We start from the raw sequence: 19,024 nt of genomic DNA on the forward strand, positions 1-19,024 counted from the left end.
ATGTCTACTCTTTTAAAATGACATCACCGATATTGGTGATAGCAATGACAAGATTTTTGCCTTGAATGTCTACTTTAACGGTGATTTTTTTGCCTCTAAAAGAGTACTCACAGGCATTTGAAATGATATTAGAAAAAATACAATGAAGTTTTTTTGTATCACTAATAATGGTCTCTTTCAAGTCAATGTGTGATTCTACTACCAAGGATTTTTCTTCTATCAAGTACACAAATAAGCTCAACACTTCATCAAATAGCTTTTGCACATCAACTTCACTAAAATAACTGCCTATCTCTCCTGCTTCAATTTCAGCAGCAGTGAAAATATTGGTAAGTTGAAAGTTGAGTTTGAGGAGTTCTGTATTTAAAAAACTTTTGATTTTTTCTGTCTTGGGGGAATCTTCGTTTTTTTGCATCATCGAAGAGAGGTTAAGGAGTGAACTTATAGGATTGTTAAACACGTTTTTAATCAGCGATAAAAACTCTCCTTTGACCGAGTCATTTTCTTTGAGTTTTTCATTGAGGTCGTACAACTTTTTGGTGGTAAACTCTAACTCTTCAAGCATCGTATTTTTTTGCTCAAACCGTCTTTCTATCTCGTCAAGTAATGCCTTATCGCTCATGTTTTCAGCCATGTTATACCTTTTGATAAATTGAAGCACTTCTGGATTTAAATCCTGTTTTTATATCGGTCAAGGCTTCAGAACTTCCGATAAAAAGATATCCACCTGGTTGCAACATGTTGTAAAATTTTTGTACCAAGGTCGCTTGTGTTGGTTTGTCAAAATAGATCATGACATTACGACAAAAAATGATATCAAATTTTTTTTCTTTAAAAATATCGTAATTACCCGTTACAAGATTAAATCCTCGAAAAACGATATGACGTTTGATTTTTTCATCGATTGTGTAAACGCTATTCTCGTTATGGTGTACTTTATTAAAATACTTGTTGAGATAAATATTTCCTAATGATTCTACGGCTTTTTCACTGTAAATGCCACCACTGGCTTCTTTTAAAACCCGAGGTGAAACATCGGTCGCTAAAATCTTTATATCAATATTGGGAGCATTTTCTTCTAAAAACATAGCAATACTGTAAGGTTCTTCCCCTGTAGAGCATGCAGCAGACCAAATGCGAAGCTTATTATTTTTCTTCTCCATCATGGTTGATAGATTATTTTTCCAAAACTCCCACTGCTTCGATTCTCTAAAAAAGGACGTCACATTTGTCGAGATTAAAGAACAAAGGTATTCAAGCTCATGTCCAGTTTTATCATTCACTAAAATGTTGTAATACTCGCTAAAATCATTAAGATGCAGCAGCTTAACCCTTTTGGCGAGTCGCGCTTGCACTAAATAAATTTTTTGAGCCCCTAATGAAATACCAATGTGCTCATAAATATAATGTCTAAATAGCTCAAACTCTTTTTTACTGAGAGTGAGCCGCTCCATTAGTACAGTTCTTCTACATTTAAAATCAGAGCAACTTCACCGTTTCCCATGACAGCTCCGCCACTGACACCCTCAGTTTTAGCAAAAAACTTGCCTAATGTTTTAATAACGACCTGTTGTCGACCAACCAGTTCATCTACTAAAAGGGCAAATTTGCCTTTGTCATTTTCAATGCATACCAAAGTTGACTCCCAAGGATTTGGAGAAGTGTGTTCAAGTTCTAAGGCGCGGGCTAATCTTATAATCGGTAATAGTTCAGAACGCAATTGTACAAACTCTTCTTTACCACCAGCAATATGTACGGATTCTTGTTGTGGTCTAAAAGATTCTATGATGGAAAGGGTCGGAATAATATAAATTTTATCCGAACATCGCACGATCATTCCATCAATAATTGCCAACGTTAGAGGTAAAACAATCGAAAAGGTACTCCCTTTTCCCTCAGCGGAGACAATGTCGATTTTACCTCGTACACCCTCAATGGCATTACGTACCACATCAAGCCCTACTCCTCGACCAGAAAGATCGCTAATGGTATCGGCAGTTGAGAAGCCAGGTTGCATAATAAGCCCATAAACTTGTGCGTCACTCAGCTCATCACTTGCATTGATAATACCTCGTTCTAAAGCTTTTTGATACACTTTTTGTTTATTAATACCTCTGCCATCATCGCGCACCTCAATAATGATATTGCCCCCTTTATGATATGCACTCAGTGTTACAACGCCTTCTTCCTCTTTACCTGCTTTTAGTCTATCCGCAGGCGTACTTTCAATGCCATGGTCAATGGAATTTCGAATAATATGAATGAGTGGGTCGGAGAGGGCTTCTACCATTGTCTTGTCAATTTCGGTATCTTCCCCTTCCAGTACAAGATGAATGGGTTTATTGACTTTTTTGGATGAATCTCTCGCCACTCTTTTCATCTTTTCAAAGGTGTCGCGAATAGGGATCATCCTCAGCCCCATCACACGATTTTGAATTAATTTGGTAATTTTTGAGAGATTTTCAATGGTTTTCGTTACTTCAGCATCTTTGACTGCCTTGATTTTACTGTTTTCTCCAAGATAGTTTTGGGCAATAACCAACTCACCAATAGAGTCAAACAATTCATCAAGTTTTTGGGAATCTATCTTTAAAAAACTTTTTTGTGCTACAACGGTTTTGCTCTTTTCTTCTTTTATCTCTTCTTTCACTTCAATTTTTTCTTCATTTTTGAAAACTTCCACCTCTTTTTGATGAGGAGAAACGAGCATTACTTCAAACTCTTCCGTTTCTAAAAAAGCAAATACATCTGCAATATCTTCAACCATTTTAAGACTTGCAAGATAAACCGTCACTTCTTTGATTTCATTATTTTCAGCATTGAAAGACTCAAGGTCATCGCATTGCGGTATCTGCCAAAAAGAGGAGAGGATTCTCCCTACATGTAAAAGGTTTTTGAAAAATAAAAAATGGTCAAAGCCACGTAAATAAATATCTGTATCGAGTTTAAGTGTAATTTTGAAAAGCTTTTCATCTTTTTGTAAAGCACTGAAAAATTCTTCTTCATTCTCTTTTTTTTGAGGAGTCATCTCAAAATCATCATTTCCAAATTCTAAAGCTAAATCATTAGATGTAACGCTTTTGGGTTCTTCTTGACTCTTTACATGTAAAATAATATTACGTATCTTTTCTAAACATGCTTCATAGCCATTAGGGGTGCCACTTTGATCTTCAACTTCATAAACAAGCGTCTCTTTAATAACCGTAACGCCCTCTAAAAAAACGTCGACATGACTAGCATTAGGAGCTACATCACTACTTCTGAAAAAATCTAATACATCTTCAAAGTGATGAACAAATTCTCCAAGGCGGGAAAAGTTAAACGCATTGGCACTTCCCTTGAGCGTATGGACCCCTCTAAATATCTCATTCAAAAGCCCTTTATCACTCGGAGATTCTTCAAAATTAAGAATATCAATATCCATTTTTTCGATAATCTCAGTGGCCTCTTCAATAAATATCTGTTTTAATTTTTCTTTACTCATGCGTATTCCAATACATCATTCCAAAACTTTCTAAATCTAAAGAGAGGGTATTCATAAAATCTATTTTAAGAGAAGGCTTAACCTTCTTCATACAAAAAAGAAGTGAAAAAAGAGCCGAAGTGGTAGGTAAGCCCGTTCCTGAACGAAGCAGTGAAATCTCTTCGATATAACCAAGCCTATCTTTGACAAATACTTGCAATGCTTTGACCTCTTCTAAATCCATCTCTATATCTAATTCTAAGATATCACCATCAATACACATATCAAAACCTTTACTACAAGCTTTTTACAAGGAGATTGTTTCATCTCCTTGTGAAGATTTGTTCTAAAATTCCTTGAGATCGCTTTCTTCTAGAGGAAAAACATCTTCATTAGTGCGTCGTGAAGTTGTGGATGACGGCTTACTTATAGGCTTTTTACTCGTTGTCGACATCGAAAGTCGTTTAGGAGTTATACTCGGAGTTGAAATTCTTTTGATATTCGAAGGAGCGCGATTTTCTTTTCCCATATCAAACCCTGCGAGCAATGCTAATTCTGAGACATTATCAAGCATAGAAAGCGCTTGAGCATTTAGTTCTTCCGCTGCAGCGGCTGTCTCTTCGGAAGCTGAAGCATTTTGTTGTGTGATTTGATCTACTGAACCCATTGCCGTGGCAATTTGATTCATTCCTTCTGCTTGCTCTTTAGCAGAAATAGCAATCTCTCCAATAAGATCTGAAGTCTTTTTAATACCATTTAAAATATCTTCAAAAGACTCTTTGGTTTTATTGGCAACTTCGGTTCCAGCTTTCACTTGATCGATACTCGCTTCAATAATGCCAGTAATCTCTTTAGCAGCCCCAGCACTTCTCTCTGCGAGGTTTTTCACTTCTTCTGCAACTACGGCAAAGCCAAGTCCATGTTCACCCGCACGTGCAGCCTCAACGGCAGCATTGAGTGCCAAAAGATTGGTTTGGAAAGCTATTTCATCAATTGTTTTGATAATTTTGGCTATTTTTTGAGAAGAAGCGGTGATTTGCTCCATCGCACTCATAAGTTCTATCACCCTATGGTTACCGACTTTCGCAGCATCATTGGAGTGTTGTGCCAAAATATTAGCTTCTCGTGAATTATCAGCATTTTGATTATTACTAGCAGTAGCTTCTTCAATAGTGGCGCTGACCTCTTCTACGCTACTCGCCTGAGAACTCGCTCCTTCCGCTAAGGAAACCGAAGCTGAGCTAATTTGCTCGCTGGCGCTCACCACTTGAGTGGTTCCCTCAGAAAGTGATTTCACTGCATCTGTAACTATTTTAACAATACTTCTGATAATAAATAATGCAACAATCGAGCTAATAATCAATGCTACAATCAACCCAACAATCATGATCCAAGAAGCAACACTTAATGAACTATTTGACTCATTAGAGATATCTTTTACATTTTTAAGTCCCAAATCTTGAACAGCTTCGGCAGAATTTAACACATCAATGGATATTCTGACTAAATTTTTGCCTTGATTGGATGATTCTTGCATAATACTTATAAAACCTTTAAGTGCACTTTCATAGGCTTTCGCAGAAGCTTCAATATTTTTAAGTTGTTCCAAGTTAACGGGGCGCACTGTTGTAGCTCTCATTTGTGCAATATTTTTATAGATACTCTCAAATTTACCAACAGCTGTCTCCAACAAAGAAACATCATTCTTCACTTGTGCTCTTTGCCCCGCGATTCTTGCTTCGGTAGCAATTGATATCACATTGTTAATTGAAGCTATTTTTTCATATCGATCCCAAAGTTTTGTCTTATCCGCTTTATCCTCTAAATCTTGCTTAAGTTGTTCTTGCTGAGAATCAACATAGGCTACGGTACTTTTTATAAAAATAGCTGCATTATCAACCATAGCTAAATCTAATATTTTCTTTTTTGCTAAGGTTTTTTCACTTTGCTCTGTCCATGTTTGGTATTCATCTAATGATTTTGAAGCAGATTTCTCTTCCTGTAACAATTCTTTAAGGTTATTTTTTTTACCAAGCTCTTCTGCTTGGGAAAGGTATTTTTTAAGTTCTGCGAAATTTTTCTTAACATTGACAAGAACGGTTTCATCATCATTTAAAACAAATGCGCGCATGTCGTAACGTATTTCATTGGCTGTTTTAAAGATGTTAGAGGCAACATCTACTCCTGGGACATAAACATTTGAGAGTTTTTCAGCCCCGCTTGCCGCATTGCGCATGTTAACAACACCTATAATACCTAACACCACAGTGATAAATACTAAAATGCTAAAGCCAATCGTAATTCTCTTTCCTAACGTCATATTGCTGCCCATTTTCTATCCTTTATCACTGATTGTTTTACTTAAATTTTGAACTAAACTCAACTCTTCTTCACCAAAAAGTGCCACTAAATCAAGTATCATCACGACTTTATTTTTCTGTTTAGCCATATTTTCAATGAATCTTGTATCTATATTGGAACCAAATTCTGGTGGAGGAGAGATATTTTCATCATCTACATTAACCACTTCCTCGACTTTATCGACAATAAAACCAATATTTTTACCCTCAATGGTGATGATAACAATAGCCGTATACATCTGTGGTTCAACTTCTGGCATATCAAACTTAACACGCATATCCACGACAGGAATAATATTACCTCGTAAATTCATGACCCCTTTGATAAATCTGGGTGTTTTAGGCACAGGCGTTGTCTTCATCATCGCAATAATTTCTTTGACATCGGAGATCTTGACACCATAAATCTCCTCTTCAAGATAGAAAGTAAGAAATCGATTTGCCACTCGCCCAACACCTTTGATCTTGTTCTCTTCCATTTTAGAGTCCTAATACCATCGTTATAGCTTTTACAAGCTTTTCATCACTAAAAGGTTTTACCATCCAGCCTGTTACACCGATGGATTTACCTCTTGCCTTCATTTCAGGGGAACTCTCTGTAGTTAAAATAAGTATAGGTCTATTTTTAAATTTTTCATGGGATTTTAACTGCTCTGAAAGGTCAAGCCCACTCATCTGAGCCATATTAATATCACTAATGAGAAGGTCGTAATTTTCAGCACCTCCAAGAAGCGCCTCTAAAAGCTCGGCAGGATTAAGATACGTTGCAAATTCGATAATCCCTTTTCCTATCATATCTTCAAGTGCCATCTCAGCAGTCGCCAAAATTGTTTTAGAATCATCGACCAAAATTACACGTTTACTCACAAAATCTCCTTGCCTATGACATTTACTTAACTATACATGAATGGAAATTAAAAAATAATTAACATTTAGAATCAAAACATTACAGAAATCCTCTAATCTTAAAATAACTATTAAAAAAGGAACTTCTTTTGCTTAAGGTGACGTAGATTGCTTATTAAAAAGGAAAACATATGCGTTTGCATCTGAGTTCTGATTGCATCACGATTAATATCTCTGAATACTCACCATACTTTTTACATGTAAACCAAACGTTGTCCCAAAAATTTACTAAATCTTTTTGGGTCAATGATACACTCATTAATTTTTCGACACCAAAAGAAGCAAAAAAAAGAAAAGAATTTCTGACTTCTTTATACTACACATGTGCTCGTGCCTCACAATCCCAAAACTTGGTATTTTTACAAAAACTTGTCGCAATGTACGATAAACCTATCAAAGTCGTCAAAAAAGTCGTAAAAAAAATGATTATACATCAACCATATACTCTGGATAAATACTATAAAATTCTCGAAGTTTCACAAACAGAAAGTTTACAAACCATTCGTAAGAAATATCTCTGCCTCGCCAAAATATATCATCCAGATCACCAAGATACCTCATCTGTTGAGAAGTTTCAACAAATCCAAGAAGCCTACGAAACTATTAAAGAACAAAAGCGTAAAAAAATAGCTGCTTAGAGCTTTTCTTAAGCTTTGCTTGGTTACAATCATGTCTCTTTTTGGGGTGTTAGCTCAGCTGGGAGAGCGCAACGCTGGCAGCGTTGAGGTCAGGGGTTCGATCCCCCTACACTCCACCATTCTTCAAGTCATTTTCTCAAATATACCTCTTTATGCACGCTGAACAAGTCATTGAACCCTTCTTCTTTCAGCTCATTTGGCAAATTTCATTTCTACACTTTTTATTTTTTTTATAGGCTATAGAGGAGTATACTTAAGCAATTAGTGCACTGGCATTCATTTTTGAGGAGATTATAAAAATGGAAAATACATCCCATAAAATCATCACTATTAGTCGCCAAATAGGTAGTGGTGGTGCTTATGTTGGGCAACAATTGGCGAAAAAACTTAATTTTAGTTATGTTGACCGAGAAATCATCTCTCAAGCAGCTAAAGAATTTTCCATGCTTGAAGAAGATCTAGAATCACGTGATGAAAAAGTACCCTCTTTTTGGCAATCCTTCTTACAATCTAGCATTTGCAGCCCCGATGTTTATCTGCCACCACAAGTTTTTGTTCCCACAGAAGAGGCTATTTTTAAAGTTGAATCTGAAATTATTAAAGGTATTGCCAAAGATCGTTCTGCCATTATTATAGGAAGATGTGGCTCACATATTTTGCGCGACAATCCAAATCATATCAGTATTTTTTTACACGCAGAAAGTCAATTTCGTCAAAAACGCATTAAAGCGTTATACCATCTTTCAAATATTGAAGCACATAAAATGCTGGAGCAAAGCGATGATGAACGCGCTCGTTACCATCAATTACTCACAGGAAAATCATGGAGTGATGCCACACAATACGATCTTTGTATGAATACAAGCAAACTAGGGATTGACTTCAGTATAGAGCTCATTGCACAGATATTAAACACTCATAGCCCTCTTTTAGATTCAAGATAGAGAGACCACAACTCTCTCTATCTTTTCATATTTTAAAACTTATAGGCGATATGCGCTTTAATGGCATTATAGCTTTCATCGTTGTTGTCGTTATCAATATTGGCATAAATCATCGAAGCTTCAAGGTTTTTGATGATCTCATATCCAATAGTCAAGTTAAGCTCTTTCTCTCTGATTTTATCCCCTGAAGTTTCATCTAAATAGCTTGTGCTACCGTAAATGGCACCCAGCTTAATGCCTTCAATTTCATATGCTGCACTTATATAAGGTGTTTTAGCATCTTTATCAAACGTATGATTGTGCTCTTCAAAAGGTAATTGATCGCCAAACTCCCCAAGCCCTGCCATGCCATCTTTATTCACTTTAATATACCCAAGCGCTAATTTCGCACCCAAAAAGTCAACACCTTGTTCTACTTGAGCAAAAGAACCATCCAACGTGCCTACAACATCACTGTTAATCGTTACATAATGCGCCATGGTAATCGTTTTAAACGCTTCACTTGGCTCTAAGGTCACGGTCGCTTTAAGACCGTAAGCACTCAAAAGATTATCGCCATAATAAAGATAAGGATTGAGTTCCAGCGCTTCAATCGGCGTGTATTTGAGATCTAACATATAGATGCCATTGTTATTATTAAGTTTACTAAACGCTTCAGAAACTTCATCGATGTCCACAACCGAGTATTTACGTGCCCATGCCATATTGAAAACAAGACTTTCAATGCCTTTAAATTCAAATGTCGCACCCTCGATATAATCGGTCAACCAATTAAAATCCACTGCTTGGCGACCAAGAACGACTTTTCCCATACCATCATGCTCAATCTTGATGTAAGCTTGAGAAAGGACACTTTTGATCGGCTATAGCATTTTTATAATCACCGTCGTTTTTTTCACTGGCACTGGTTTTGACAGTACCCCATCCAGAAACGCCTAAACTAACGCCGTATAATGGTGCTGTCTCAAACCCCACATTTAAATATCCATTTGAAAAACCACTATCCGCAGTGGTACCTTTGGCATTATTAGATTGCCCAAACCAACCAAGAGTACCTTCTATTTTGCCTTGTGTAAAAACCTCTTCCAAATTGGTAGCCTCGCTTGCGATACTTAAACTACTTCCTAAAACCATCGCCATAATCATATGTGAATAACGTAATTGCATCTATTAACTCCTTTTTATTTTTCGAACATACAACCATTTGGGCTGTATTTTTTACAAAGCTCACAAAAGACAGAACTTTCACTGCGCTTTGCACAGATAAATTCAATGGCCTTTCGTTTTGCCTCGCTTTTAAATTTATTCATCGCATTGTGATTTAGAAAATTCGTCAACATGATGACCAGATGAACATCTTGCGGAATATCTTTTTTCACGACAGAAGGATTTCGCGCATCCCAATGTGTGATTTTCTCAAAAGAGAAATCTTGCAATACCGACGCTATCGAATCAATTTTATCTCCACCTATGACAAGTACTGACATCCTTTCTCCTTTTTGATAATTGTTATTGAAATAATAGAGTATCTTTGCTTAATTTCTTTTAAATTTGATAATAAATATCAAATAATGAACTAAAAAAACTTATTTATCTTTTTCACAATGACGCTTCTGTACAATAACCTTTACTTATTTTGGAGACTCACATGCTTTCATCCCTCGCTATCAGTTTTGCTGAAGCAAACCACTATTTCAATACCGAACTTTCTTCTCATTTCCGAGCCATTGACGATGGAAATCTAATGCCTATGTTGCTTATTTTTCTGCTCTCTTTTGGTTATGGTGTGGTGCATGCCATTGGTCCAGGTCATGGCAAAGCACTTGTTGCGGGTTATCTTTTAGCCAACCCAACTAAACGTGCGCATGTTTTTCAAATAGGCTTTTTAATCGCCATCGTTCATGCGCTTTCAGCCCTTGTGGTGACACTGGCGGCAACGTATCTGATTCAAATCAGTGCGATGAAATTTTTTCGTCAAGTCAATCCACCTCTGTTTCAAATTTCAGGTGCACTGATTGTCCTCATGGGATGCTGGTTACTTTACGATGTTTGGCGCTCACGCACAATGACAAAAGAGAGTGTTCGCCCACAAAAAAGCCGTTTTGGGGTCGTTGTATTAGCCGGTGTCGTTCCTTGCCCTGGCGTTATTACCCTTTGCTTTTTTGCCATTACGTTAGGGCATATTACTATAGGAATGATCGCTGCCATCTTTATGAGCCTTGGTATGGGACTTACCATTTCGCTTGCAGGTTTATTGGTCAATGTCATGCAAAAGACGAAACCTGTTATCGCTCAGCCACGTTGGTTCTGGACATTGCGCCTTTTGGGTGTTCTCATCGTTATAGGACTGGGACTATTGTTTTTGCTCAACCCAGTTTCAACCAGAGCTTTTTAAAGCATGCTTCGAAAGTTTCTCTTAGCCTTTTTGATGCTTGCCCTTCCTTACAACCTTTTTGCCTGTGCATTGTGTGCTTTATACACCCCATCGGCTACCGTTATCATTACAATGAACGGAACGCCTTCAAAAGTTGAAACCATTACCTTTGAATGGACATTTACACAAGATTTCATCAATACTCTCTTAGCACGTTACGATGAAAATCACAATAACAAACTCGATCCCAAAGAGCTAGAGCGCATCAAAATTATTTTGGAAAATTACATCGCAAAGCGCCATTACCTAACAACCATCGAATACCTCAGTGCAGCGCGACCTAATCAAGACGATGTAAAAAAAATACCTTTACATGTAAAAACAAAAAATCTCTTTTTAGACGGTGACACGCTCATTTTTCGTTTCACCACCGAGGTCAATCAAGCAGTGACAGCAGGCGATGAACTCTCCTTTGTGACCGAAGACAAGGAAGAGTATTTTAAATTTTTAGTGCACAATGTGACCTATACGATAGAAAAACCTTTTACTATGGAATTCAATATTTTTAACCATATTGCTTTTACCAAAATTACCACGGGCATGCCAGCGGAGGCAAATATCACCGCGCCCATCATGCCGGCTAAAGAAGCGGCGATACCTCCTGTGATAGAACAACCCAAAGAGCTTCCAGCCCCTATGTCATGGCTTCAATCACGATTAACCCATATGCAGCAGAACATTCAAGAAGCCATCACCGATCTTAAAGAGAAAGGGACACTCTTAGCCTACGCACTTTTTTTAGGAACTTCCTTTTTATACGGTCTGCTTCATGCCGCAGGTCCTGGACACGGTAAAGCCTTGGTCAGCTCTTATCTGTTTGCCTCAGATCATCGCTACACCAAAGCATTGAGCATGGCTGCACTCATTGGCATTGTGCATACGTTTGCCGCTTTTTTGCTCACACTCGTCATTTACGGACTTTTTGATCTCTTCTTTAATGCTTTTTTTACCAACGTGACGTACTATGCGACGAAACTCTCAGCGCTGATGATTATTGCCATTGCGGGTTATTTAGGTTGGCAAAAAATCAAAGCAATGAGGTCGTTTAAACAGACTCCCAAAATCGTCTCATTTTCCGAACACCCTTTTACATGTAAATGCTCCGCCTGTTCACCAAAGTCGCAAAGTACCGATTGGGGCGTAGTTTTAAGCGCTGGAGTCATTCCGTGCCCGGGAACGATTACGATCTTTATTTTTGCACTCAATACGGGAGCGTACCTTCTAGGTTTTTTAGCCGCTCTTAGCATGAGTTTAGGGATGAGTAGCGTCATCGCTATAACAGCGATTGCTTCGGTCTTTACCAAAAATCGTTTTCAAACCAAAAGCCCAAAAATTCTCATTTACAGTGAGAGCATCAGTCTTAGTATTATGCTGATTCTTGGCTTTATTTTATTGATTGCTTAAGGAGTGGTTGTGTTTACTCGCTTCATTTTTTTCATCTGTTGTCTTAACACTTTTTTAGTGGCACATCCGCATATTTTTATTGATACCCAAGTGCAAGTTTTGCCTGAAAAGATCATTATCATATGGAGCTTTGATGAGATGACTTCTGCCATGCTCATGGACGATTACGACAAAAATAAAAACAAAAAGCTCGACCCTGACGAAGTTGCTTTTATGGAAAAAGATCACTTTAGAACGTTAGAGCCTTACAGTTATTTTATCCATATGTCCGATGGGAAAGATGAGTTTGACCTTAAACGTATCATCGAATTCACAGCCTCTTTTGAAAACAAAAAACTCATCTATACCTTCGCCATTCCCAAACCAAAACTGAAAAAATACGAACTGCGTTTTTACGATGCGGAGATGTATGTAGCGCTCATTTTAAAAAATGAGTGGCTTACATGTAAAGAACCCGTTAAGTGTAAAATTGAAGGGTATGATGCCGATTTTTACTACGCCTATAAGGTGATGGTTCAAGAATAATGTCAAAGAGAAGGAGTGTCCTTCCCTTTGTTGATTTAGCATGTACATTTGCAAAAAAGCAGACGCTCTTTCGCACTTTTTTCATGCTTTTCTTCCGTAGGTTTAACCGTTTGAGGTTTTGGATATAAGATACTCATGCACTCACCTTCAAAGAAGCTTCTAATTGATCGCACCATAGTGCTATGCGCCCATCGGTCAGTTCACTTTGATTGTCTTCATCCAGTGCGAGTCCCACAAATTTTCCATCTATAACAGAAGCTGAACTCTCATACGAGTACCCCTCATCTGCCCATGCACCAATGACGTTAGCTCCTTTTTCAACCACTACATCGTAAATCAAGCGCATACCACTGACATAATCACTCCCGTAACCTTCTTGATCACCTAAACCAAAAAGCGCTACGGTTTTACCATGTATGTCGGTTGCTTTTAAAGAACTCATAAAGCTCTCCCAATCATCTTGTAAATCACCATCATACCATGTTGATGTGCCTAAAATGAGTAGATCATATTTGGCAAGATCATCTCCATTTTTGAGCTTTCCCACATCGTAAATATCTGTATTTAAACGTTTTTGAATTTTCAAAGCAACATCGGCAGTATTACCATTGGTGCTTCCATAAAAAATAGCTATTTTCATAAATGCATTCTCCTTTGTAAGATTTAATAGATAGTATAAGGTACTAATTTTAAAGTGTACTCAATGGCTAAGGCATCAAGCTTTGGACTACGAATAGGCACATGTTTCCTGAAATTTTCACTGCGTGGGAAAAGCAGATAAATGTGCTTGCACTCAAATGAGGCGAGTAAATCAATCGCATGGTTGATCTCTTCACGTGCTTCAAGGTCTGCACGTTGCTCAATCGTTTTCCATGTCGGATATAAGTGTAATGACTCAGCACTCTCTTCACTTTGAATCACAATGCACTTTTCCTCTTGCCGAATTTCTTTATCAGGATTTTGACGTTTGACACGATTAAAAACATGGTGCGTAAAGAGTTCATAACTATTGATCGTGAAACACAAATCGGGATGTTTTGCGAGCAATGCCAAATCGTCTTTATCAAAACGACGACTTATTTCATTTAGGGTTGAATACGCTTCAGACATTTTTTACCTTTTAATTTTTCATAATGATAACCGTTTTCAAATAATAAGTCAATATCTTTTTATTCTTTTCGATGTAAAATATAATTTTTAAAAAGGAACTTGCTATGCCACTCGATCTTTGGACATTTTTAATTGCTATTACCTTGCTTACAATGACCCCAGGGGCTGATACGATGATCGTTATTCGCAATACCGTACGTGGTGGGGCAAAAGATGGGCTTGTTTCAAGTTTGGGAATTTGCTCAGGTCTTTTTGTGCATGCAACACTTTCAGCGGTGGGTATTTCAGCGATTTTACTCTATTCAGCAACCGCATTTACTATTTTGAAAAGTGTGGGAGCGCTCTACTTACTTTGGCTGGGATTTAACTCATTCAAATCATTTTGGAATGCAAAAGGCGTTCATCAAAAACACATTGCTCCAAAACCTTTTCGTTTTTTGAGCTCTTTACAAGAGGGGTTTTTATCCAATGTTCTCAATCCCAAAGCGATCATTTTTTATATGGCATTTTTACCACAATTTATTTCACATGAGAGCTCCGTCCTCGGGCAATCACTCTTTCTCGCATTTTTACACTTTGTTGTAGGAACGATCTGGCAGGCAATTTTGGTCTACACCATTGTCTCTGCCAATGGCTTTATCACAAAAAAAAGTGTCCGTCAAAGCTTAGATGCCATCTCAGGAACGGTTATGATAGCGCTTGGTATTACGCTCTTTTTGGAAAAACGCTAAACCAAAATCTTTCGAAGTGAGCTCTCTAAATCGGGATATTGAAACACAAATCCTTTTTCAAGTAAACACTTAGGGTAAACCTCTTTGCTATCCAGTAAAACCGTTGAACCCTCTCCAAAAAGCAGTTTGATTACAAACGTGGGTACGGGCAAAAAAGTGGGGCGATGTAACACTTTACCCAAGGTCTTCGTAAAATCGTAATTACTCAGTGGTTGTGGTGCAGTGGCATTATAAATGCCCTCACATTGATGCTCTAACACAAAAGCGTAAATGGCAACAAGATCATCGAGATCAATCCAGCTGGTCATCATCCATCCATCACCAATGATGCCTCCAAGCCCCAGTTTAAAGGCGGGTAACATTTTGGCAAGTGCACCACCATCCGCACCCAAGACGACACCAAAACGTAAAATGGCCGTGCGTTTCGTACATTTCAAAGCTTCCGCTTCCCAATCCTGCGCCAGTTTTCCTAAAAAATCATCACCAAGTAAGCGCGTGCTCTCATCACACGGCACATTATTCGGGTAAATACCTACCGCAGAAGTGGAGATAAAATGCTCTATTTTGCTTTGATTAATCGCTTCAACCAATTTTTTGGTTGTCTCAATACGACTTGCATAAAGCACTTTTTTATACGCCTCATTCCATCTTGCAACAATGGGCGCACCTGCGAGATTAAAAACTGCGTCTACTCCTTCAAGTTTTTGTTGGATCGCTTTTGCATCATCTTTGCGTTCAATGACTACAAAATCAGGAAATCTCTTTTTCAGTGCATTGGCAACAAAACCGCTCGCTCCGCTGATGGCTACTTTCATTTTAGTGTCCTTGTAAGTGTTGACGTATCTTAGGGTCGCTCATATTTTCACCCCTGAGCATGCGAAGACGCATCTCATTAAAGTCTATTATGCCTTCTTTTTCCTGTTGTTCATACGCCCCAAAGCCATAATGCATAGGGGTTTCATCATTGATCGCGTAAGAGGCTTTGAACGCATCGATATAACGATGGGTGTCATTACTGAATACCCACATCGTAACGCTTTGAGGCTCTATCTTTTGCTCTTTAAGCCATAAAATAGCACACCCAACATCATCAAAAAAGTGTGTTTTAGCATCTTGTGTGATAACTTGTGCCGTGTGTTTTTTACCCACAAGATACATGTGACACTCAGGACATTGAATGGTATTGTCCTTAAATTCTAAGGCGACTTTGGCACTATTGGCTTTATCGGTTGGCAGTTGATGCTTTACATGTAAAAACCAAAAGAGTCCACCGAGGGCAAGAAGCGGAAAGATAATCAGCACACCCATAAAAATAGTTTTTTTCACAACCAAACTCCATTCCGTATAAAATAGATGACAGGGTAACTTGTTATGATCAAGAGATAAAGTGCACACAGTATTAAAGAGACTCTCATAAAACGAGGGTGCGCTTTGTGTGATACCAGCGCTAAAATGCCTCCACCGATGCCGTAAAACGTGCCTGCAAATAAAAGTGTGTAAAGAAGATACCCCACATAATAATAATCTATTTGCAATAAGCAAAACGGACAACGGTGTGTGGGAAGTTCATACACATACGGACTAAAAAAGACAATTAACGCAATGATTGAAAAAATTAAAAACATACCATTGGCAAAAATCATTAAAGGCGTATGTTTCAACCCATACGCAAGCACCATCAGTCCAAAAAAGCCATAGAAAAGCCAAACCCATAATGAAGCGTCTACTGTAAATAACAAAGAGATATACGAACTGCTTGATGCAGAAAAAAGTGTCCCGCAACAACTAACGATCTTACTGATATTCAGCCCTGCAAAGAATGCTATCTCCAATCCGATCTCTGCAAAGAGCGGAACTGAGAAAAGGACAAACAGAATAAATTTGAGCTTGGTGTAAGGGAGTTTCTCATCATGAATATCAGCAGAATGAAGCAATAACCAAAAGCCAAACAGATACAGATTTAAAAGTTTAAACAGTGTCAAATACAACCCAAAGTCCACAGAATTGACCACGCCACTCGCACACATAGCACCGGTGATAATGGTAGAGAGCTTATCGCACGTGTAGATAAAAAAAGCAAACAAAGGCAGTTTGAGCATAAAGATATATTTGATCATGGTCGAAACCAAAGCGCTCTGCTTGGATAGGGTGTATTGAAGGGAGGTAGTTGCTTGATTGTCCCATTTGAGTGCTATGCGAAAGCCAATCACCAAGGCAATCACACCAAAGAAGAGAAAAATAGCATCCAAAATAAGCAGTGAGATAATCTCAGGGGTTAAACTCATACGATAAGCTCGCCATTATGTATTTCAATGATTTTATCCACAAACCCCAAATCAAAAAAGAGCGGATCATGGGTTGCGATGAGGAGGGTCACCCCTTTTTGTTTGAGTTTCTCAAGCGTGGCTATCAGTTCACGGGAAAGCTTTTCATCGAGATTGGCGGTGGGTTCATCGGCTAAGATGATTAAGGGATCGTTGATTAAAGAGCGTGCAATGGCGACACGTTGTTGCTCACCTCCTGAGAGGCGATTGATTTGCATCTTTGCTTTATGCGCTATGCCACACTGCTCCATCACTGCTTTGGCTTTGCTCTCAAGTACATGCCAAGGAAGGTTCTCAGGAATCAAAGGTGTCATGATATTTTCAAGAGCACTCAGATGGGCTATAAGATGATACTTTTGAAAGATAAATCCCATTTTCTGCCGTCGAAGAGCGGCACTAAAATGCTCAGGGAGTTTGGAAATCTCCTTCCCATCCACACGCACTTCACCCTGAGAGGGTTGCATCAGCCCTGCAATTAAAGAGAGTAAGGTACTCTTGCCACTGCCACTGGATCCCTTGAGTACCACACACTCCCCACACTTTACATGTAAAGAGATATTGGTAAGGGCATGAATGCTCTCATCGCCTTGTATAAAGCTTTTACTCACCTCTTTAATCCAAATCATCGCATCACCTCGTCAGCATCTAAGCTTGAAGCTCGCCATGCGGGAATCAAGGTAGCGGCGATGTAAATAGGAACACTTAGTAGAAATAGTAAAAATGGCATTGCAAAATCGATATGAAAAGGTAATATAAAAGCAGGTTTAAGCTCGGAGTAACCCATAAAAACATTACGTAAAAGAGGTGCTTGCATGCCATAGACGTAAAAAAGAGAAAACGCGATGCCGACTAAAAAAGCACTCATAGCAAGGATAAAGCTCTCATAAAACTTCTCTTGTAAAATATCATCACTGCTCCAGCCAATAGCTTTTAAGATACCGATCTCTCTTTTTTCTTCCGAGCTTAACCCACTGGTTTTATCGTAGACAATAATAAAAAAGGCAAAAGCGCAGACACTAAAAAGGGAGAGAAAGAAACCACTTTTATAATCAAACAGGTTCTGGTAACTCACCCTAATGTCATCTTGGGTGATAGCACGTAGATCAGGATACCGTGCGGTAATTTTCTGAACGATGGTGGGAATCTCTTTGACATTGGCGACTTTAACAACCATATCGGTTGCTTTATCGTTGTCCATGCCTAAAATGGTGTAGGCTAATGATTTAGGCATCACGATAAGATCATTAGATTCTAAGGCAAGGTCTGAATGAAAAACGCCTGCGATGGCAACACGTTGCCATTTGCCCTCACTGGTGACAAAGTTGAAAAAGTCGGTGTAGTAATTCTCACTCAAGACTTTTTTAACCCCAACACCGATGATCATTGCTTGTTCACTCTCCAGCAGTTTCAGATCAAAATGCTGTGCGAGTTTCGACAGTGTTTGGGAGTATTGCTCTTCATACGCATCAATACCAACCACCGAGAAATTCACACCCGCGGGCTTGAAGTAGTAGTAGCCCCATACACGAGGGGTAATGGCACTAATCCCTTCAATATCCAAAAGGGCATCCACACGACTGATGGGCACATCCCTCTGTTTCCCCGCAACAAAACGTTGCAAGGTAATCTGTGGCAAGGTTTTAAGGGTTGTATTCAGTTCCAGTTTAATGGCATCGGCGATCATCAACACCGAAGAGAGCAAGAAGATGAGCAGACTTAAGATCAAAAAGATGAAAAAGCTTTTACTCGCACGACGAAGGATCGAGCGAATCGCGTAATCGAGCAGTAAGAGATTAAGTTTAAAAGACACGGTCTATCCTTGAAGGATTTGCATTGGGTGCATAGTGATAGACAAAGGTGGAAGGAAAATACTCTAAGAGTTCAGGGGATTCATTGAAGTAGGAGAAAACATCACTCAGACTTCGGTGACGCACATAGTGTGCTTCACTCACTAAAGCAAGATCGGGTAAGCCTACCAACGCAACCAAATCTTCTTTACATGTAATCATAGAAGACGTGAGCCCTTGTATGTTGGAGAAGTATAACAGTTGTGCCATTATCGTGACGCAAACCGTGAAAAATAGTGTTAAAAACGTGACCCGCGCAACCATCGTATCTCCTCTAACCTAAGCGAAGATTGTACCACATGAACGCTCTTTTATCAATACCCTCTAAGCCATTTTGG

General features: G+C 38.6%; 24 protein-coding genes and 1 tRNA gene. 7 read left to right on the forward strand and 18 right to left on the reverse strand.

The window, feature by feature from the left end; translation table 11 throughout:
* Positions 1–4: 4 nt before the first annotated feature.
* The 7 genes from FA584_RS11875 to FA584_RS11905 all read right to left on the reverse strand — a co-directional run bounded on the left by FA584_RS11875 (position 5) and on the right by FA584_RS11905 (position 6,690).
* Positions 5–634, reverse strand: coding sequence for a sensor histidine kinase (locus FA584_RS11875; RefSeq protein ID WP_167749577.1), 630 nt, complete (start codon positions 632–634; stop codon positions 5–7).
* Position 635: 1 nt separating this feature from the next.
* Complete coding sequence (locus FA584_RS11880) at positions 636–1,454, reverse strand: CheR family methyltransferase (RefSeq protein ID WP_167749578.1); 819 nt, start codon at positions 1,452–1,454, stop codon at positions 636–638.
* The gene (locus FA584_RS11885) at positions 1,454–3,484 is read right to left on the reverse strand and encodes a chemotaxis protein CheA (RefSeq protein ID WP_167749579.1); all 2,031 of its coding nucleotides are present in this window, start codon (positions 3,482–3,484) and stop codon (positions 1,454–1,456) included. The genes FA584_RS11880 and FA584_RS11885 overlap by 1 nt, the downstream gene beginning before the upstream one ends.
* Entirely contained in the window at positions 3,477–3,746 is a 270-nt protein-coding gene (locus FA584_RS11890) for a hypothetical protein (protein ID WP_167749580.1), read from the reverse strand. Before FA584_RS11890 ends, FA584_RS11885 begins: the two co-directional genes overlap by 8 nt.
* 63 nt (positions 3,747–3,809) lie before the next feature.
* Positions 3,810–5,795, reverse strand: coding sequence for a methyl-accepting chemotaxis protein (locus tag FA584_RS11895; protein ID WP_167749581.1), 1,986 nt, complete (start codon positions 5,793–5,795; stop codon positions 3,810–3,812).
* A 3-nt stretch (positions 5,796–5,798) separates the two neighbouring features.
* The gene (locus FA584_RS11900) at positions 5,799–6,302 is read right to left on the reverse strand and encodes a chemotaxis protein CheW (protein ID WP_087439405.1); all 504 of its coding nucleotides are present in this window, start codon (positions 6,300–6,302) and stop codon (positions 5,799–5,801) included.
* Between the two features lies 1 nt (position 6,303).
* Positions 6,304–6,690: a response regulator gene (locus tag FA584_RS11905; protein ID WP_087439406.1), complete on the reverse strand. Its 387-nt coding sequence runs from the start codon at positions 6,688–6,690 to the stop codon at positions 6,304–6,306.
* 170 nt (positions 6,691–6,860) lie between these two features.
* Between FA584_RS11905 and FA584_RS11910 the strand changes: the two genes are divergently transcribed.
* The 3 genes from FA584_RS11910 to FA584_RS11920 all read left to right on the forward strand — a co-directional run bounded on the left by FA584_RS11910 (position 6,861) and on the right by FA584_RS11920 (position 8,311).
* Positions 6,861–7,367: a J domain-containing protein gene (locus tag FA584_RS11910; protein ID WP_167749582.1), complete on the forward strand. Its 507-nt coding sequence runs from the start codon at positions 6,861–6,863 to the stop codon at positions 7,365–7,367.
* A gap of 43 nt (positions 7,368–7,410) precedes the next feature.
* A tRNA-Ala gene (locus FA584_RS11915) sits at positions 7,411–7,486 on the forward strand.
* A 180-nt stretch (positions 7,487–7,666) separates the two neighbouring features.
* Positions 7,667–8,311, forward strand: a complete 645-nt coding sequence (locus FA584_RS11920) for a cytidylate kinase-like family protein (protein ID WP_228447995.1) — start codon at positions 7,667–7,669, stop codon at positions 8,309–8,311.
* Between the two features lie 32 nt (positions 8,312–8,343).
* Here FA584_RS11920 and FA584_RS11925 read toward each other — a convergent pair whose 3' ends face one another.
* Genes FA584_RS11925 through FA584_RS11930 form a run of 3 tightly spaced genes read right to left on the reverse strand, consistent with a single transcriptional unit; the run spans position 8,344 to position 9,798 of the window.
* On the reverse strand, positions 8,344–9,123 hold the full coding sequence (locus tag FA584_RS11925; protein ID WP_245394671.1) for an Opr family porin: 780 nt from the start codon (positions 9,121–9,123) through the stop codon (positions 8,344–8,346).
* Between the two features lie 10 nt (positions 9,124–9,133).
* On the reverse strand, positions 9,134–9,478 hold the full coding sequence (locus tag FA584_RS14545; protein WP_228448566.1) for a hypothetical protein: 345 nt from the start codon (positions 9,476–9,478) through the stop codon (positions 9,134–9,136).
* A 14-nt stretch (positions 9,479–9,492) separates the two neighbouring features.
* Positions 9,493–9,798, reverse strand: coding sequence for a DUF2325 domain-containing protein (locus tag FA584_RS11930; RefSeq protein ID WP_096047396.1), 306 nt, complete (start codon positions 9,796–9,798; stop codon positions 9,493–9,495).
* Positions 9,799–9,959: 161 nt separating this feature from the next.
* On the opposite strand from FA584_RS11930, the gene FA584_RS11935 reads away from it, so the two are divergent.
* Genes FA584_RS11935 through FA584_RS11945 form a run of 3 tightly spaced genes read left to right on the forward strand, consistent with a single transcriptional unit; the run spans position 9,960 to position 12,674 of the window.
* Positions 9,960–10,706, forward strand: a complete 747-nt coding sequence (locus FA584_RS11935) for a nickel/cobalt transporter (RefSeq protein ID WP_167749583.1) — start codon at positions 9,960–9,962, stop codon at positions 10,704–10,706.
* A 3-nt stretch (positions 10,707–10,709) separates the two neighbouring features.
* Entirely contained in the window at positions 10,710–12,149 is a 1,440-nt protein-coding gene (locus tag FA584_RS11940) for a nickel/cobalt transporter (RefSeq protein WP_167749584.1), read from the forward strand.
* Between the two features lie 9 nt (positions 12,150–12,158).
* The gene (locus FA584_RS11945) at positions 12,159–12,674 is read left to right on the forward strand and encodes a DUF1007 family protein (protein WP_167749585.1); all 516 of its coding nucleotides are present in this window, start codon (positions 12,159–12,161) and stop codon (positions 12,672–12,674) included.
* Positions 12,675–12,807: 133 nt separating this feature from the next.
* On the opposite strand, the gene FA584_RS11950 is transcribed toward FA584_RS11945, so the two are convergent.
* Together FA584_RS11950 and FA584_RS11955 are read right to left on the reverse strand one after the other, a co-directional pair.
* Positions 12,808–13,314 (reverse strand): flavodoxin, encoded by a 507-nt coding sequence (locus tag FA584_RS11950; RefSeq protein ID WP_167749586.1) that lies wholly within the window; start codon positions 13,312–13,314, stop codon positions 12,808–12,810.
* 23 nt (positions 13,315–13,337) lie between these two features.
* Entirely contained in the window at positions 13,338–13,784 is a 447-nt protein-coding gene (locus FA584_RS11955) for a hypothetical protein (protein WP_167749587.1), read from the reverse strand.
* A 104-nt stretch (positions 13,785–13,888) separates the two neighbouring features.
* Between FA584_RS11955 and FA584_RS11960 the strand changes: the two genes are divergently transcribed.
* Complete coding sequence (locus FA584_RS11960; RefSeq protein WP_096047400.1) at positions 13,889–14,515, forward strand: LysE family translocator; 627 nt, start codon at positions 13,889–13,891, stop codon at positions 14,513–14,515.
* On the opposite strand, the gene FA584_RS11965 is transcribed toward FA584_RS11960, so the two are convergent.
* From FA584_RS11965 to FA584_RS11990, 6 genes are read right to left on the reverse strand one after another with little or no spacing between them, the layout of a single operon-like run.
* Positions 14,512–15,330 carry a TIGR01777 family oxidoreductase gene (locus FA584_RS11965; protein ID WP_167749588.1) on the reverse strand — a complete coding sequence of 273 codons (819 nt, stop codon included), beginning with the start codon at positions 15,328–15,330 and terminating at the stop codon, positions 14,512–14,514. The two genes, FA584_RS11960 and FA584_RS11965, sit on opposite strands and share 4 nt — an antisense overlap.
* Before the next feature lies 1 nt (position 15,331).
* Positions 15,332–15,841: a hypothetical protein gene (locus tag FA584_RS11970; RefSeq protein WP_167749589.1), complete on the reverse strand. Its 510-nt coding sequence runs from the start codon at positions 15,839–15,841 to the stop codon at positions 15,332–15,334.
* Entirely contained in the window at positions 15,838–16,800 is a 963-nt protein-coding gene (locus FA584_RS11975) for a hypothetical protein (protein ID WP_167749590.1), read from the reverse strand. The genes FA584_RS11970 and FA584_RS11975 overlap by 4 nt, the downstream gene beginning before the upstream one ends.
* Positions 16,797–17,465 carry an ABC transporter ATP-binding protein gene (locus FA584_RS11980; protein ID WP_167749591.1) on the reverse strand — a complete coding sequence of 223 codons (669 nt, stop codon included), beginning with the start codon at positions 17,463–17,465 and terminating at the stop codon, positions 16,797–16,799. Before FA584_RS11980 ends, FA584_RS11975 begins: the two co-directional genes overlap by 4 nt.
* Entirely contained in the window at positions 17,462–18,649 is a 1,188-nt protein-coding gene (locus tag FA584_RS11985) for an ABC transporter permease (RefSeq protein WP_167749592.1), read from the reverse strand. Before FA584_RS11985 ends, FA584_RS11980 begins: the two co-directional genes overlap by 4 nt.
* Positions 18,639–18,950: a hypothetical protein gene (locus FA584_RS11990; RefSeq protein ID WP_167749593.1), complete on the reverse strand. Its 312-nt coding sequence runs from the start codon at positions 18,948–18,950 to the stop codon at positions 18,639–18,641. Before FA584_RS11990 ends, FA584_RS11985 begins: the two co-directional genes overlap by 11 nt.
* Between the last annotated feature and the right edge of the window lie 74 nt (positions 18,951–19,024).

The sequence above is a fragment of the Sulfurospirillum diekertiae genome (assembly GCF_011769985.2).
GTDB lineage: Bacteria > Campylobacterota > Campylobacteria > Campylobacterales > Sulfurospirillaceae > Sulfurospirillum > Sulfurospirillum diekertiae.

Coding starts and splice junctions, on each gene's coding strand:
- FA584_RS11910 (WP_167749582.1), top strand. CDS start 6,861: ATGCGTTTGCATCTGAGTTCTGATTGCATCACGATTAATATCTCTGAA.
- FA584_RS11965 (WP_167749588.1), bottom strand. CDS start 15,330: ATGAAAGTAGCCATCAGCGGAGCGAGCGGTTTTGTTGCCAATGCACTG.
- FA584_RS11880 (WP_167749578.1), bottom strand. CDS start 1,454: ATGGAGCGGCTCACTCTCAGTAAAAAAGAGTTTGAGCTATTTAGACAT.
- FA584_RS11950 (WP_167749586.1), bottom strand. CDS start 13,314: ATGAAAATAGCTATTTTTTATGGAAGCACCAATGGTAATACTGCCGAT.
- FA584_RS11885 (WP_167749579.1), bottom strand. CDS start 3,484: ATGAGTAAAGAAAAATTAAAACAGATATTTATTGAAGAGGCCACTGAG.
- FA584_RS11925 (WP_245394671.1), bottom strand. CDS start 9,123: ATGGGAAAAGTCGTTCTTGGTCGCCAAGCAGTGGATTTTAATTGGTTG.
- FA584_RS11890 (WP_167749580.1), bottom strand. CDS start 3,746: ATGTGTATTGATGGTGATATCTTAGAATTAGATATAGAGATGGATTTA.
- FA584_RS11875 (WP_167749577.1), bottom strand. CDS start 634: ATGGCTGAAAACATGAGCGATAAGGCATTACTTGACGAGATAGAAAGA.
- FA584_RS11955 (WP_167749587.1), bottom strand. CDS start 13,784: ATGTCTGAAGCGTATTCAACCCTAAATGAAATAAGTCGTCGTTTTGAT.
- FA584_RS11920 (WP_228447995.1), top strand. CDS start 7,667: ATGGAAAATACATCCCATAAAATCATCACTATTAGTCGCCAAATAGGT.
- FA584_RS11900 (WP_087439405.1), bottom strand. CDS start 6,302: ATGGAAGAGAACAAGATCAAAGGTGTTGGGCGAGTGGCAAATCGATTT.
- FA584_RS11980 (WP_167749591.1), bottom strand. CDS start 17,465: ATGATTTGGATTAAAGAGGTGAGTAAAAGCTTTATACAAGGCGATGAG.
- FA584_RS11960 (WP_096047400.1), top strand. CDS start 13,889: ATGCCACTCGATCTTTGGACATTTTTAATTGCTATTACCTTGCTTACA.
- FA584_RS11975 (WP_167749590.1), bottom strand. CDS start 16,800: ATGAGTTTAACCCCTGAGATTATCTCACTGCTTATTTTGGATGCTATT.
- FA584_RS11990 (WP_167749593.1), bottom strand. CDS start 18,950: ATGGTTGCGCGGGTCACGTTTTTAACACTATTTTTCACGGTTTGCGTC.
- FA584_RS11935 (WP_167749583.1), top strand. CDS start 9,960: ATGCTTTCATCCCTCGCTATCAGTTTTGCTGAAGCAAACCACTATTTC.
- FA584_RS11930 (WP_096047396.1), bottom strand. CDS start 9,798: ATGTCAGTACTTGTCATAGGTGGAGATAAAATTGATTCGATAGCGTCG.
- FA584_RS14545 (WP_228448566.1), bottom strand. CDS start 9,478: ATGCAATTACGTTATTCACATATGATTATGGCGATGGTTTTAGGAAGT.
- FA584_RS11940 (WP_167749584.1), top strand. CDS start 10,710: ATGCTTCGAAAGTTTCTCTTAGCCTTTTTGATGCTTGCCCTTCCTTAC.
- FA584_RS11895 (WP_167749581.1), bottom strand. CDS start 5,795: ATGGGCAGCAATATGACGTTAGGAAAGAGAATTACGATTGGCTTTAGC.